Annotated in this window: 14 protein-coding genes; 7 read left to right on the top strand and 7 right to left on the bottom strand. The window is 66.3% G+C overall.

Annotation, left to right across the window (positions count from 1 at the left end):
* Window positions 1-20: 20 nt before the first annotated feature.
* From ABIA73_RS10410 to ABIA73_RS10385, 6 genes are all read right to left on the bottom strand, one after another.
* Complete coding sequence (locus ABIA73_RS10410; protein ID WP_313281738.1) at window positions 21-2,093, bottom strand: SGNH hydrolase domain-containing protein; 2,073 nt, start codon at window positions 2,091-2,093, stop codon at window positions 21-23.
* A 51-nt stretch (window positions 2,094-2,144) separates the two neighbouring features.
* The gene (locus tag ABIA73_RS10405) at window positions 2,145-2,828 is read right to left on the bottom strand and encodes a DUF2058 domain-containing protein (RefSeq protein WP_032976315.1); all 684 of its coding nucleotides are present in this window, start codon (window positions 2,826-2,828) and stop codon (window positions 2,145-2,147) included.
* 10 nt (window positions 2,829-2,838) lie between these two features.
* Window positions 2,839-3,078 (bottom strand): SlyX family protein, encoded by a 240-nt coding sequence (locus ABIA73_RS10400; RefSeq protein ID WP_025876828.1) that lies wholly within the window; start codon window positions 3,076-3,078, stop codon window positions 2,839-2,841.
* Window positions 3,071-4,420 (bottom strand): UDP-glucose dehydrogenase family protein, encoded by a 1,350-nt coding sequence (locus ABIA73_RS10395; protein WP_025876827.1) that lies wholly within the window; start codon window positions 4,418-4,420, stop codon window positions 3,071-3,073. Before ABIA73_RS10395 ends, ABIA73_RS10400 begins: the two co-directional genes overlap by 8 nt.
* A 23-nt stretch (window positions 4,421-4,443) precedes the next feature.
* Entirely contained in the window at window positions 4,444-5,421 is a 978-nt protein-coding gene (locus tag ABIA73_RS10390; protein ID WP_025876825.1) for an FKBP-type peptidyl-prolyl cis-trans isomerase, read from the bottom strand.
* A 96-nt stretch (window positions 5,422-5,517) separates the two neighbouring features.
* Window positions 5,518-6,105: a glutathione peroxidase gene (locus ABIA73_RS10385; protein WP_025876823.1), complete on the bottom strand. Its 588-nt coding sequence runs from the start codon at window positions 6,103-6,105 to the stop codon at window positions 5,518-5,520.
* 623 nt (window positions 6,106-6,728) lie between these two features.
* Here ABIA73_RS10385 and ABIA73_RS10380 point away from each other — a divergent pair.
* From ABIA73_RS10380 to ABIA73_RS10355, 6 genes are all read left to right on the top strand, one after another.
* On the top strand, window positions 6,729-7,088 hold the full coding sequence (locus ABIA73_RS10380; RefSeq protein ID WP_012511573.1) for a GntR family transcriptional regulator: 360 nt from the start codon (window positions 6,729-6,731) through the stop codon (window positions 7,086-7,088).
* Window positions 7,088-7,978, top strand: a complete 891-nt coding sequence (locus ABIA73_RS10375) for an ABC transporter ATP-binding protein (protein ID WP_032976317.1) — start codon at window positions 7,088-7,090, stop codon at window positions 7,976-7,978. Before ABIA73_RS10380 ends, ABIA73_RS10375 begins: the two co-directional genes overlap by 1 nt.
* Window positions 7,975-9,000, top strand: a complete 1,026-nt coding sequence (locus tag ABIA73_RS10370; protein WP_025876815.1) for a hypothetical protein — start codon at window positions 7,975-7,977, stop codon at window positions 8,998-9,000. The genes ABIA73_RS10375 and ABIA73_RS10370 overlap by 4 nt, the downstream gene beginning before the upstream one ends.
* Window positions 9,001-9,023: 23 nt before the next feature.
* Window positions 9,024-9,908 (top strand): GIN domain-containing protein, encoded by an 885-nt coding sequence (locus tag ABIA73_RS10365; RefSeq protein WP_025876813.1) that lies wholly within the window; start codon window positions 9,024-9,026, stop codon window positions 9,906-9,908.
* A gap of 30 nt (window positions 9,909-9,938) precedes the next feature.
* Entirely contained in the window at window positions 9,939-10,541 is a 603-nt protein-coding gene (locus tag ABIA73_RS10360; RefSeq protein WP_218787738.1) for a DUF2884 family protein, read from the top strand.
* A 107-nt stretch (window positions 10,542-10,648) separates the two neighbouring features.
* A complete protein-coding gene (locus ABIA73_RS10355) occupies window positions 10,649-11,074 on the top strand; it encodes a hypothetical protein (protein ID WP_032951937.1) in 426 nt (141 codons plus the stop codon).
* A gap of 81 nt (window positions 11,075-11,155) precedes the next feature.
* Here the strand turns inward: ABIA73_RS10355 and ABIA73_RS10350 are convergent, their stop codons facing one another.
* Complete coding sequence (locus ABIA73_RS10350) at window positions 11,156-12,595, bottom strand: class II fumarate hydratase (RefSeq protein ID WP_059064618.1); 1,440 nt, start codon at window positions 12,593-12,595, stop codon at window positions 11,156-11,158.
* Between the two features lie 289 nt (window positions 12,596-12,884).
* Between ABIA73_RS10350 and purB the strand changes: the two genes are divergently transcribed.
* Entirely contained in the window at window positions 12,885-14,252 is a 1,368-nt protein-coding gene (gene purB / locus ABIA73_RS10345; protein ID WP_354275735.1) for an adenylosuccinate lyase, read from the top strand.
* The last annotated feature ends 545 nt before the right edge of the window (window positions 14,253-14,797 follow it).

Raw genomic sequence — 14,797 nt, 5'->3', positions numbered from 1 at the left:
AGGCAGGGGCATGCCCGGTTTCACGGTTGCAGAAGCACCTGCTGCAGCGACGGCAACAACATGCGATTGCCGTATGCGCTGAGATGGTCGCCATCGAAGTACAGCGGCCTGCCCTCCCGCTGCGCCGGGCACTTGGCGGCATCGCACAGCACCGGCAATGGGTCCCACAGCACCGCACCGGGCAGGCCATCGACCACCTGCCGCAGGCTGCCCAGCATGGGGGCACGCAGGGTATCCATGGCCACGCGGGTGCTGTCCATGCCGTTGCGGCAGACCTCGTTGCGGGCATTGAAGCGGTCCGAGCAGCGATAGGGTGGCGCCGGCAGGACTGGCTTGGGTGCTTCCAGCACGATCCGCACACCGCGCTCGGCCAACGGCGTCCACTGCGTGATCGACTCAGCCACTTCCGCCTCGCGTCCGGCGGCGGCTTCCGGCGTCAGTTCACCGGCCAGCTGCGCCTGCGCATCGAACAATACAAACTGGTCGGACAGGCGCGGGATCCGCAATGACACCAGCACCACCACATCACCGGGCTGCGCCCGCTGCTTGATGTCGGCCAGCACGGCCGCATCGAACGCAGCACAGCCAGCGCCGGCGCCTCGCCACTTCTGCAGGCTGATCTGCGGGCAACCGCCACGTCCATACAGCGATACCTGCGTCCCGGTATCCAGGGCCAGGCGCTGCAGCAGTTCGATATAGGCCATGGCGTGTGAATCACCGGCAACGAATACCTGCGCCGGCGCGCCGGCGACCACCGGACGGCTGCATTGGCCACGGGCGAAGGTGCGTGCACTGCCTCCTTCGAAACGGCGCTTGCCGACGTCCAGCTCGCAGTCCGGGTAGTCGCGGGCCACGCTCTTGCCATTGGGGTACCAATCGGCCGGATGTCGACTCACCGTACTCAACGACAGCAGCGGCGCCTGCGCGTACAGCAGCATCTGCATGCCCCCTGCCAGCAGCAGCACCACCCCACCGGTGACTACCCAGCGTGCGGACGTCAGGTGCTGCGCGAGTGGTCCACGGAAGGGGCGTTCCACCCAGCGCCAGGACAGCCAGGACAACACCACCACCAGTCCGACGGCGGCAGCCATCTGCGCAGGCGTCTGCAAACCGACGGTCCAGCGCATCAGCACGAACACCGGCCAATGCCACAGGTACAGCGAATAGGAAAGCAGGCCGATGCGGCGCATCGGCGAACTGGCCAGAAGACGGCCGATCCACGCCTGCGGGTGATGATGGAGGGACCACAGCAGGCCGGCGGTGGCGAAAGCCGGCAGCAGACCGTCGGGCCACGGCGAGTGCCCCGCGCGCGCGGACCACAGGGCCCACCCCAGCAGCGCCAGCGACAACATGGCCAGCAGCGAGAACAATGGCGCACTGCGTTTCGCGGGCAGACCGGTCAACGCAATGTGCGGTTCGCGCACATGAAGCAGTTGGAACAGCAGCACGCCCACGCCCAGCTGCCACAGACGGGTACTGGTGGCATAGAACGCCCACGGCGGCGGCGCCTCGCGCGTGCCCAGCGCGGCGGCATGCGAGAGCGACGCCACGCTGACCAGCGCGAACAGGCCCAGGCTGATCCAGCGCCCGTGCCGGCCGCGCGCCCAAGCCAGGAACAGCAGCGGGAACAACAGGTAGAACTGCTCTTCCACGCCCAGCGACCAGGTATGGGTATACGGATTGAACTCGGCCCTGGGCGCGAAATAGTCGTTGCCGATGGCCGCCAGCACCCAGTTGCTGAAACCGAAGAAGGCCATCAATCCGGTCTTGTCGCTGGCCTCGCTGAGCCAGGATTCGGGGATGAACAGAACGCTTGCCACGGCAGTCGCCAGCAGGCAGGTCAGCAGTGCCGGTGCGATGCGGCGGATGCGGCGCGCATAGAAGCGCAGCATCGACTGCCCCAGCGAAAGCGCCGGCAACCGATGTACAGAGGCACTGACCACGAAACCGGAGATGACGAAGAACACGTCAACGCCGGTGAACCCGCCCGGCAGCCAGGCCGGGTCCAGGTGGAACACGATGACGGCCAGCACGGCAATCGCACGCAGGCCGTCGATGTGCGGCACGTAGCCGCGGCTTGGATCAACGGTCATCCCTTCCCTCGCGGCCGCGATGACACTGGGCCCGCCGCGGCCATCCTGTGCTTACCAGACCAGGTCGTCGGGCACCTGGTACTGCGGGTCGGCGTAGGGATCGTCCTCGGCCGGTGCATTCGGGTCGACCTTCAACGCCACCGAAGCGGCGAACACCGCCTCAGACTGGGCCAGGACTTCAGCCGTCACCAGCAGGTAGCGACCGTTGAGCTGGACCACACCCAGTTCACCGGCATTGAGTGCCTTGAGCTGCTCGGCGGTGACGTAGATGCGCTTGATCTTGCCGCCGTACGGGAAGTGGCGCGCGATATCGGCCGCTTCGGCATTCAGGCTCTTGTCCTTCAGCAGTTCTTCCAGCTTCACCTTGGCCTCGCGGCGCTGGCGGGCTTCTTCCTGCTTCAGGCGCTCGGTCTCGATGCGCTCTTCCTTCTCCCGCTGCGCACGGATCGCGTAAGCCTTGGCCAGATCCATTTCCTCGGCGGTACGCGGCTTGCGCGGCCCCTGCCCGTGGCCCTGGCCACGCTGCTGGCCAGGCTTGCCCGGGCCGCCATTGCCATGCGCCCGCCGCTCGCCGGGTTTGTGTTCGCCCTTGCCAGCGTGCTGCGGCTTTCCATTGCCAGCGCCACCCTTGCCCTGCGGGCGGCCATCACGGCGGGGGGCATCATTCTTGCGCTCGGGTTTGGGCGCGGGCTTGAAGCCCAGGCCCATCAGCTGGTCGCGGAGGGTATCGCTCATAGGATATGGATCAGTAGTGCGGCGGCGGCGGTTCGCTCGCCGGATCAGAAGAATTCAATGCATTGCGGACCTTGCCCAGGTCTTCCAGCAGCACGCGCAGGATGCCGGCATTGCGGCTGCCTTCCATGCGCGCGTCTGCAAGTGCATCGCTCAGTTCGGCCAGCGCGTGTTCCTGGAAGGACACGCGCATCTCCAGCTCGACCAGGCGCGCTTCCAGCGCCTGCTCACGTTCGGTCGGTACTTCAGACATGCAGCGAACGCCCCCGGCCAATGCCGTAATACGCAAGGCCGGCGGCCTCGACTTCAGCCGGCTCGTACAGATTGCGGCCGTCGAACACCACCGCATCCTTCAGCCGCTCGCGCAGCATCTGGAAATCGGGGCTGCGGAACTGCTTCCACTCGGTCACCACGACCAGTGCATCGGCGCCCTGCAGCGCATCGTCGGCGCTGTCACAGAACACCAGATCGTCGCGCTCGCCGAAGATCCGCTGCGATTCATGCATCGCCTCCGGATCGTAGGCGCGCACTGTCGCACCGCCTTCCCACAACTGGGCCAGCAGGCGGCGGCTGGAGGCCTCGCGCATGTCATCGGTGTTCGGCTTGAACGCCAAGCCCCACACGGCGAATGTCCTGCCGCGCACGCCTTCGTCTTCGCCCTTGTCGTAGTGGCGCTGGATCAGGGCAAACAGGTGCCCCTTCTGCGATTCATTGACCGCCTCCACCGCGTTCAGCAGCTTCGGCTCCAGGCCGGCCTGCTGCGCGGTGCGCGCCAGCGCCTGCACGTCCTTGGGAAAACACGAACCGCCATAACCGGCACCCGGATAGATGAAGTGCCAGCCAATACGCGGATCCGAACCGATGCCCTGGCGGACCTGCTCGACGTCGGCGCCCACGCGCTCGGCGATGTTGGCGATTTCATTCATGAACGAAATCTTGGTTGCCAGCATTGCATTGGCGGCGTACTTGGTCAGCTCGGCCGAACGCACGTCCATCTCCACCACGCGATCGTGGTTGCGATTGAACGGTGCGTACAGGCGACGCATCACTGCGACCGACTCGGCGCTGGTCGCACCGATGATGATGCGGTCAGGCCGCATGCAGTCGGCAACGGCGTCGCCTTCCTTCAGGAATTCGGGGTTGGACACCACATCGAAGGCGATATCCGCCCCACGCGCCGCCAGCTCCTCGGCAATGGCCGCACGCACTTTGTCGGCGGTGCCTACCGGCACCGTCGACTTGTTGACCACCACGGTCGGCACCGAAATGTACCGACCGATGGTGCGGGCCACGGCCAGCACGTACTGCAGATCGGCGCTGCCATCCTCGTCCGGCGGCGTGCCCACGGCGATGAACACCACCTGGCCGTGGCCGATGGCGGTCGCCGCGTCGGTGGTGAACACCAACCGCGACGCGGCGTGGTTGGCCTTCACCATCGGCTCCAGGCCGGGCTCGTAGATCGGGATGATGCCCCGGTTGAGGCCATCCACCTTGGCCTGGTCGATATCGACGCAGACCACCTGGTGGCCAACGTCGGCCAGGCAGGTGCCGGTCACCAGACCTACGTAGCCGGTACCAAAAATCGCAACGCGCATATCCGTGCTGACTCCGTGTTGGCTTACGGCAGAACGCCCAGCAGCTCGACGTCGAAGGTCAGGGTGGAGTTCGGACCAATCGGACCACCCGGGGTGCCGTTCTCGCCGTATGCCAGTTCACCCGGGATCCAGAAGCGGTACTTCGAGCCGACCGGCATCAGGGCCACGCCCTCGGTCCAGCCCTTGATGACCTGGTCCAGACCGAATTCGGCCGGGCCACGGCCCGCGGAACTGTCGAACACCGTGCCGTTGAGCAGCTTGCCTTCGTAGTTCACGCGCACCTTGCTGGAGGGCAACGGACGCTCGCCACTGCCCGGACGGATCACCTGGTACTGCAGGCCCGACGGGGTGGTCACCACGCCCGGCTGGGTCTTGTTCTTGGCCAGGAACGCGTTGCCTTCCTGACGGTTGGTCTGCGCTGCCTGTGCGGCCTTTGCCTGCATCTCGGCCTGCTTGGCACCCATGAACGACTGGATGGTGGCAGTGGCATCGGCTTCGCTCATCTTCGGCTGGCCCTTGCTCAGGCCAGTGTTGATTGCGTCAAACAGCGAAGCGGTATCGATATCGTCCTTCAGCTGTGCCAGCGACGGACCCACCGAATAAGCACCGATCATCTGCGCGACCTTGACCCGATCAACCTTCGCCGGCTGCGAGCCCGGCGCGACGCCCGGCACCTGCTGGCCGCTGCGGGCCATCACCACCTGGCGCAGGGCGGCATCGGTCGCCTTGGCCTGTTCCTGGGTGATCTGCGGCTGCAGGCCTTCGAAGGAACGCTCCACGGCAGTGCGCAGCGCGGCTGCATCGATTTCATCGGCGATCGGCGCGAACGACTTGGCCACATCCAGACCAATGGCGTAGCCGAGCTTCTGCTTGGGGGAATTCAAGGGTGCGGTCTCCTTGGCGGCCGAAGGAGCGGCCGGTTGTTGCGACAGGGCGACACCGGAGGTGCCCATCGCCAGAATCAGAACCGACGCCGCGGCGCCGCGCATTCCCATTTTCATTCGCTGCATTCCTGGAAGTGACTGGACGCCGACGTCGGCGCGAAAACACGTATTGTCGCACGCATGCCGTCGATGTCGAGGCATCCGTGCCGGCATTCAATGTGCGGCCGGTGCCGCCAGCGCCTTGTCGATGGCCGCTTTCAGCTGCGGATCATCCGGGGTGACCTTGCTGGCGAACTGGGCAATGACCGTGCCATCGCGTCCGACCAGATACTTGTGGAAATTCCAGGCCGGCGCCACGCCGGTGGCGGCGGTCAAGCGCTGATACAGCGGCGTGGCCTGCGCGCCGGTCACGTGCACCTTTTCGAACATCGGGAACTTCACACCATAGGTAAGCGTGCAGAAATCCTGGATCTGCTTTTCATCACCCGGCTCCTGCCCCTTGAAATCGTTGGACGGGAAGCCGAGCACGGCGAACCCCTTGCCGGCGTACTGCTTCTGCAGCGCTTCCAGACCCTCGTACTGCGGGGTATAGCCGCACTTGCTTGCCGTATTGACCACCAGCAGCACCTGCCCGTGGTAACGCTGCTGCAGGTTGACCTGCTGCTTGCCCGCCAGCGGCCGGTACGACAGATCCAGCAGATCGGCGGCCGAAGCGGCGGCCGACGTGGCCAGGCCTGCGGCCAGCAGGGTCAACAGGGACAGGCCGCGAAGGCGGCGCGAGGAGGCAGTCGACAAAGGCATGGGAGACGGTCCGCGGTAGCCATTCCAGGGGTCCGGCCGTGACCGGCCGGGAATCGGCCGAACTATAGCACCGGGGTCTGCACGTCTCTGGAGCGCATGCGTTGTCGCGCTTTGCACGGCGTGGCGGAAGCAGTCTGCCGCGCGTCCCAGCCCCCTGCTGATGACATAGCATGGACATGGCTGAATGGGAGGCCGACTGAAAACGCGCCTCCGCAGTTTCTCTTTTTCGATGCATATCAAGCGGTTGAACGAATATTGCGGTGCCGTGACCACCCCTGCCATCAGTTGGGTGGGGGCAGGACTTGCACACAGGCGTGCCGGTGTTATAGTTGCATACAACACCAGTCACCTGAGACAGGGGGAACCATGAACAGCCGGATGCGTCGCAGCCTTGCCGCCCCCGCGGTCACCGCGGTATCAACCCTGTTCGTACTGGTCTGGCTGGCCATGCCGGCACCGCCGGCCGCGTCCTCCCCCACCCTCTCCGAAGACAGTACGCAGGACGCAGCAGCACCCACGGCAGGGAATGCCGCTCCCTCCCCCTCCCCCCCGCGTCGGCTGCACAGCTCCCTGTCCATGCCGTATTTCTCGTTCGCACAGCCGCTGACCCCACGGAGCTGAATATGAGCGACATCCAGTGGAGCGACGGCGCTCCCATCTACCGCCAGCTGAAGGAACGCGTGATCGCCATGATGCTTGACGGAATCCTCAAGCCGGGCGATGCCCTTCCTTCGGTGCGCCAGGTGGCCGCCGATTACCAGCTCAACCCCATCACCGTTTCGCGCGCCTACCAGGAGCTGGCCGATGAAGGCCTGGTCGAGAAGCGCCGCGGGCTGGGCATGTTCATGACCGAACAGGCGGCCACGCAGCTGCGCAGCAGCGAGCGCGAACGCTTCCTCAATGAAGAATGGCCGGCCGTACTGGAGCGCATCCAGCGACTGGGCCTGAGTCTCGACGAATTGTTGCCCCAGGGGAAATTCTGATGAATGCCAGTCCCACTACCGCTGTGCCAAGCGACGCTGTCATTACCGCCCGTGGCCTTCGCAAGGCTTACAAGAACACGCTCGCGCTCGACAACGCCAGCTTCTCCATTCCGGCAGGCCGCATCATCGGCCTGATCGGCCCCAATGGTGCCGGCAAGACCACCGCGCTGAAGGCGGTGCTCGGCCTGACCTCGGTGGAAGGCGAGCTGAGCGTGCTCGGCCGCGACCCGCGCGTGCACCGCGACGATCTGATGAACGACATCTGCTTCATCGCCGATGTCGCCGTGCTGCCGCGCTGGCTGAAGGTGCGTGAGGCGATCGACTTCGTCGCCGGCGTGCACCCCCGCTTCGATCGCGCCCGTTGCGAACGCTTCCTGGCCAACACCAAGCTGCAGCCGAAGCAGCGCGTGCGTGAACTGTCCAAGGGCATGATCGTGCAGCTGCACCTGGCACTGGTGATGGCCATCGACGCCAAGGTGCTGGTGCTGGACGAACCCACGCTCGGCCTGGACATCCTGTACCGCAAGGAGTTCTACCAGCGCCTGCTGGAAGACTACTTCGACGAGCAGAAGACGATCATCGTCACCACCCACCAGGTGGAAGAGATCGAGCACATCCTCACCGACGTGATGTTCATCCGCGATGGTCGCATCGTCCTCAATGCGGAAATGGACGAAGTCGGCGACCGCTATACCGAACTGCTGGTCGGTGCCGACCAGCTTGAAACCGCCCGCGCACTGAAGCCCATCGACGAGCGCAGCCAGGCCTTCGGCAAGACCGTCCTGCTGTTCGACGGGGTGCCACGCAGCCAGCTGGCCAGCCTGGGTGAAACCCGCAACGCCGGCCTTGCCGATCTGTTCGTCGCTGTCATGAAGGGGACCTACGCATGAATGCCGTCAACCATCCTGTCAGTCCCGCAGGCACCCTGCGCTGGCTGCTCAAGCGCGAATACTGGGAAAACCGCGGTGGCTTCCTGTACGCCCCGGTGATCGCCGGCATCGTCTCGCTGCTGATGAGCGGCATCGGTATCGGCCTGGGCCTGTTCGCCCTGCATCGTGCCGCCCGCGACGGCGGCCTGCACATCGACGGCGAGAGCGTGAACATCAACGGCCTGGATCTGGCCGTGCTGACCCGCGACATCAGCGCCAAGGACATGGCCGACCTGGGCAACGGCCTGGACCTGGCGATGGTATTGACCTCGTCCTGGCCACTGATCGTGCTTGCCTTTGTGGTGTTCTTCTATTGCCTGGGCGCCCTGTATGACGATCGCCGCGACCGCAGCATCCTGTTCTGGAAGTCGCTGCCGCTGTCGGACACCCAGACCGTACTGTCCAAGGTGCTCAGTGCACTGATCGTCGCACCGCTCATCGCCATCATCGCTTCCAGCCTGACCCTGCTCGTTTTCATGCTGATACTGTGCCTGGTGGTGGTCTCCCACGGCGGCGATGCGATGCAGTTGATCGTGGGACCTGCCAATCCGATGAGCCTGGTCATGGGCATGTTCGTGTCCATCCCGGTGTACGCCCTGTGGGCGCTGCCCACTGCGGGCTGGCTGCTGCTGTGCTCGGCCTGGGCACGGAGCAAGCCGTTCCTTTGGGCAGTGATGCTGCCGCTGTTCGCCGGCATCATCGTCAGCACCACCAAGCTGATGCACCTGTTCGACCTGACCACCGGCTGGTTCTGGCAACACATCGTCGGCCGCCTGCTGCTGGGTGCGATGCCGGGAATGGATCTGCTGTACCGCGCCGGTGGCGGTGAATCCAGGCAGGATCTGGACTCGATCGTGGCGCTGATGGCGCCCTCTGCCCAGCTCAAGTCGCTGGCGATGCCCGACCTGTGGATCGGCGCGGCCTTCGGCGTGGCCTTCATCTTCATCGCCATCCGCCTGCGCAAGCGCGCTGGCGAAATCTGATCGTCAACCTGGAGGCACCACCCATGCGTTCCTTGATTGCCTGTACTGCACTGTTGCTGTTGCCGCTGTCGGCGCTGGCCGCCGATGCACCGAACTGCAAGTTCTCCGCGCCGCGCGCGTTGAAGATCGACGCGGCCGGTGCCAAAGCGGTGGTGTTCGAGATCAACCAGCATGACCTGAAGGTGGTCGCCAGCACCGGTGGCGGCCAGCTCGAAGGCCGCGCGTGCGCGTCCAACAAGGACTGGCTGGACCAGCTGGTGCTGGACCAGCGCCGCGTGGGCGACAAGCTGGTGGTGAGCCTGCGCCGCGACAGCCGCGACGCCCTGTCGATGGGTAACAGCTACGCCTGGCTGGACATCCGTGGCAGCGTGCCGGACAACCTGCCGCTGCAGTTCAAGATCGGCTCGGGCGATGGCAGCATCGAGAACGCGCAGTCGCTGAGCATGGACGTGGGCTCCGGTGATGGCATCGCCCGCGGCACCCGTGGCAGCGTGCATGCCGCCGTGGGTTCGGGCGACCTGGACGTCGATGGCGCCGCATCGTTCAACCTGCTCTCGCTGGGGTCGGGCGACGTCAACGCCCGCAACATCGGCGGTGATGCCAGCGTCGGCACGGTCGGTTCCGGTGACCTGAAGGTGACCGACGTGCGTGGCAACGCACGGCTGGATACCGTCGGTTCGGGCGACATCGGCTTCAAGCAGGTGCAGGGCAACGTCGAGGTCGGCGTGGTCGGCTCCGGCAACGTCGATATCGAGCAGGTCGGCGGCAACGTCCGCGTGCGCAGCCACGGCTCGGGCGACATCGATGTCGACGGCGTGCGCGGCAACCTCACCGTCGAGCACAGCGGCAGCGGCGATGTCCAGCATCGCAACGTGTCCGGCACCATCACCCTGCCGCGCGGCAAGTAACGCCCAACCATCCGATCCGAGGGAAATGCCATGAGTCTGCTGCGCCTGCTGCCTGCTGCCCTGCTGTGCCTGCCGCTGATCGCCTGTGGCGACACGTCCAGCCCCGACAAGACCGCCGGCAAGGCGGTGGCCGAGACCGCGGGCGGCGTCGGCCAGACCGTCAAGGAAGCGATGGATGACGCCCGCAAGGAGATCGCCGAAGGCAACATCAAGATCTCGGCCGACAACCAGCCACGCGCGGAGATCACCCCGCAGGGACAGCTGCTGATCGGTGGCAAGCCGGTGGCGCTGGACGATGGCCAGCGTCGCCAGCTGCTTGATTACCGTGGCCACGTGGTGGCGGTGGCGATGGACGGCATGGACGTCGGCCTGGCAGGTGCCAAGCTCGGCGCCAACGCCGCCGGTGAAGCACTGAAGGGCATCTTCAGCGGTGACAGCGAAGGCATCGAGAAACGGATCAACGCCGAGGCCGCCAAGATCGAAGCGCAGGCCAAGCGCATCTGCGACCGCATGCCGGCCATGCTGGCCAGCCAGCAGGCCCTGGCTGCCTCGCTGCCGGCGTTCAAGCCCTACGCCACGATGGACCAGAGCGATGTGGACGACTGCGGCAAGGACACCGTCGTCAACCGCTGACCCCTGTGACAGATCAGCGCACCCGGCCGGCCGCGCACCTGCGTTGCCGGCCGCTGCGCCCCGGCGGGCTTACAATGGCAGCCCCGGATGCACTTCATCGAACCGCCATGAAAAAGCTGTTTCTGCTGCTGGCCGCCCTGCTCTGCCTGGGCCTGGTCGGCTGTGACCAGGACTACCGCAACCACCGCGCCGAGCGTGGCAAACCCAAGATCTCGGTCAGCGAGAGCATCGTGACCGTTCGCCGCCAGCCGGCACCGAACATCATCATCCTGCCCGACGGGCAGATGAAGATCGACGAGATCCTGATCCCGCTCAACGCCGAACAGAAGCAGATGCTGCAGACGATGTTCGGCAAGCTGCAGGTGCTGCGCCAGAACACGCTGGTGGCCGCACCGGCCGACCCCAACATGCAGCCGGTGAAGATCGTGCCGCCAGAGGGCATGCAGGTGATTCCGCCGGACCTGGTGCAGACCATTCCCGAGTTCAAGGATTACACCGAGACCTTCGGCAACATCGTCGCCGACCGTCGCTGAAACGAACAACGCCGCCCTCCCGGGCGGCGTTCTTCTTTCTCGCCTGTAGTGGGTGCGGACCTCGGCCCGCACGCCGCTCGATCAGCCGCCGGCACCACCGCCACCGGCCTGGATGCCACCGGCCGTCAACGCGGCCGGATCCAGCAGGCGGCGCAGCTCGGCTTCGGCCAGGCCACTGTCTTCCAGCGCCACGTCCAGCACCGGGCGCTGCTCCTTGTAGGCGCGCTTGGCAATCGCTGCGGCCTTCTCATAACCGATGATCGGGTTCAGCGCGGTCACCAGGATCGGATTGCGCGCCAGCGCCTCGGCCACACGGTCCTCGCGCACCTTCAGGCCGGCAATGGCGCTGTCGGCCAGCAGGGTCGACACATTGGCCAGCAGGCCGATGCCATCGAGCAGGTTCACCGCGATCAGCGGCAGCGTCACGTTGAGCTGGAAGTTGCCGGTCTGGCCGGCCACGGTGATCGCCGTGTGGTGGCCGATCACCTGCGCGCAGGCCATCACCGTCGCCTCCGGGATCACCGGATTGACCTTGCCCGGCATGATCGAGGAGCCCGGCTGCAGTGCCGGCAGTTCGATCTCGCCCAGGCCCGCCAGCGGGCCGGCGTTCATCCAGCGCAGGTCGTTGGCGATCTTGATCAGGGCTACCGCCAGCGCATTGAGCTGGCCCGACAGTTCCACCGCATCGTCCTGCGCGGCCAGGCCTTCGAACTTGTTCTCGGCGCTGTCGAACTTGAAGCCGGTCTGCTGCTTCAGCGCCTTGGCAACCTGTGCACCAAAGCGCGGGTCGGCATTGATGCCGGTGCCGATGGCGGTACCGCCCAGCGGCAGGCGGCGCACGCGCTTGAGGCTGTCCTCGATGCGCTCCTGGGCCGAGGCCAGCTGCGCCGACCATGCACCGAATTCCTGTTCGAAGGTCAGCGGCATCGCATCCATCAGATGGGTGCGGCCGGTCTTGACTACCTTGCGCAGGCTGCGGCCCTTCTTGTCCAGCGTCCGGCGCAGGTGCACCAGCGCCGGCAGCAGCTGCTCATGGGTGGCCAGCACGGCCGACACGCGCAGCGCCGTTGGAATCACGTCGTTGGAGCTCTGCCCCTGGTTGACGTGATCGTTCGGGTGCACCGTGGTCTTGCCGGCCTTGCCGGCGCGATTGGCCAGGGTGGCGATGACCTCGTTGGCATTCATGTTCGAGGACGTACCCGAGCCGGTCTGGTAGACGTCGATCGGGAACTGCGCGTCCCACGTGCCGTCCGCCACTTCAGCCGCGGCAGACTGGATGGCCTTGGCCACGGTCTTCGGCAGATGGCCCAGCTCGGCATTGACGCCGGCGGCAGCGCCCTTGACCAGGCCCAGCGCACGGATGAAACCGCGCGGCATGCGCTGGCCCGACACCGGGAAATTCTGTACAGCGCGCTGGGTCTGCGCGCCCCACAGGGCGTCGGCAGGCACCTGCAGCTCGCCCATGCTGTCGTGCTCGATCCGGAATCCCTTGGGGGCACGCTTGCTTGCAGCTTTGCTCATTGCATCAACTCCGCACTACTTCAGTTGGGGAAAGGAAAGCGGCGGCTGGCAGGGTGTCGCTTCCCGGGCTGGCGGCTGCGACAACGATACTCCCTTGTCCGCAGCGTGGGATGGCGAGGACGGGCCAGATCGTTTCATCCGCAGGGCCGATTGAACGGGTAGCGCCGGGCCGCGCCCGGCGAGCGCGCAGCGCGGCCACCATCCGCCGTGCATGGCCCGGCGCTACCGAGCATGCGAAGGCCACGCGTCGTAGAATATCGGCCCCGCCGCTCGTCCCAGCCCTGCCGACATGTCCGAATCCGCCCTGCTCGCCCTGTCCCCGCTCGATGGCCGCTATGCCGGCAAGGTCGACGCCCTGCGCCCGATCTTCTCCGAGTACGGCCTGATCAAGGCCCGTGTCACGGTCGAAGTGGAGTGGCTGTTGGCCCTGGCCGCCGAGCCGGGCATCGTCGAGCTGGCCGCGTTCTCCGACGCTGCCATTGTCCGCCTGCGTGCACTGGCCAGCGGCTTCAGCCCGGCCCAGGCCGCGCGCGTGAAGGAGATCGAGCGCACCACCAACCATGACGTCAAGGCGGTGGAGTACTTCATCAAGGAACAGCTGAAGGACGATGCCGAGCTGGCGCCGGCGCTGGAGTTCGTGCATTTCGCCTGCACCAGCGAAGACATCAACAACCTCAGCTACGGCCTGATGCTGGAACAGGCCCGTCGCGACGTGCTGCTGCCGACCCTGGACGGCATCGCCACTGCACTGCGCACGCTGGCCCATGCCCAGGCCGGCCAGCCGATGCTGTCGCGCACCCACGGCCAGACCGCCTCGCCGACCACGCTGGGCAAGGAGCTGGCCAACGTGGTCGCCCGCCTGGAACGCCAGCGCCGGCAGATCGCCGCGGTTGAACTGACCGGCAAGATCAACGGCGCCGTCGGCAACTACAACGCGCACATCGCCAGCTACCCGGATGTGGACTGGCCGGCCTTCGCCGAGCGCTTCGTGACCGGGCTGGGCCTGGTGTTCAACCCGTACACCACCCAGATCGAGCCGCACGACAACATCGCCGAGATCGGTGATGCCGCCCGCCGCGCCAACATCATCCTGATCGACCTGGCCCGCGACATCTGGGGCTACGTCTCGCTGGGCTATTTCAAGCAGCGCCTGAAGGAAGGCGAAGTCGGTTCGTCGACGATGCCGCACAAGGTCAACCCGATCGATTTCGAGAACGCCGAAGGCAACTTCGGCATCGCCAACGCGCTGTTCGAGCATTTCAGCGCGAAGCTGCCGATCAGCCGCTGGCAGCGTGACCTGACCGATTCCACCGTGCTGCGCGCGCTGGGCACCGCGTTCGGCCACAGCCAGGTGGCGCTGGATTCGCTGGCCAAGGGCCTGGGCAAGCTGGAAGTGAACCCGCAGCGCCTGGACGCCGATCTGGATGCGGCGTGGGAAGTGCTGGCCGAGGCCGTGCAGACGGTGATGCGCCGCCACGGGCTGCCGAATCCGTACGAGCAGCTGAAGGCGCTCACCCGTGGCCAGGGCATCACGGCCGAGTCGATGCGCACCTTCGTGCAGGGGCTGGAGCTGCCGGCCGATGCCAAGCAGCGTCTGCTGGAGATGACCCCGGGCAGCTACACCGGCCTGGCCGAGTCGCTGGCGAAGAAGATTTAAGGGTTTTCCTTGCGGCGGCGGCCGCGGGCGCTGCCTGCGGCAGGCTTGTACTGCCACGGCAACAGCAACAGCAACAGCAACGTCAAAAGCGGCTCTGGGTTTTTGCCGTGTTTGGCGGGGCGGGTTGGGTTCCCGGGACACGCCGTAAACCCGTCCCTGGGGGCTCGTTGGCGCCATCCATGGCGCCAACGGTCCCGCGAACCCAACCCGCCCCACCTCTGACAGATTCCCGGTGACGGATCGAAGAGCGTTGGGTTGTCGGGACGGAATTGAGAGAGGGACGCGGCTTCGCCGCGTCCCTCTTTGTTTATGGCGAAGGCAGTTGGAGCAAGCGCAGCGCGCGACCCGCTTTTGCCTTGCTTTTCTTCTTCCATTCCGTGGCGGGCCACGCAGGAAACTGTCAGGGGCCGGGGGGGGGGGGGGGGGGGGGGGGGGGGGGGGGGGGGCGGGGGGGGGGCGCGGGGGGCCCCCCCCCCCCCGGGCCGCCCCCCCGCCCCCCCCCCCCCCCCCCCCCCCCCCCCCCCACCCCCCCCCACCCCGCCGGG

This window comes from Stenotrophomonas sp. 2694 (genome assembly GCF_040548715.1).
GTDB classification, from domain to species: domain Bacteria; phylum Pseudomonadota; class Gammaproteobacteria; order Xanthomonadales; family Xanthomonadaceae; genus Stenotrophomonas; species Stenotrophomonas indicatrix.
The sequence above is the reverse complement of the archived record's forward strand: the minus strand, read 5'-3'. Positions and strand labels throughout refer to the sequence as shown.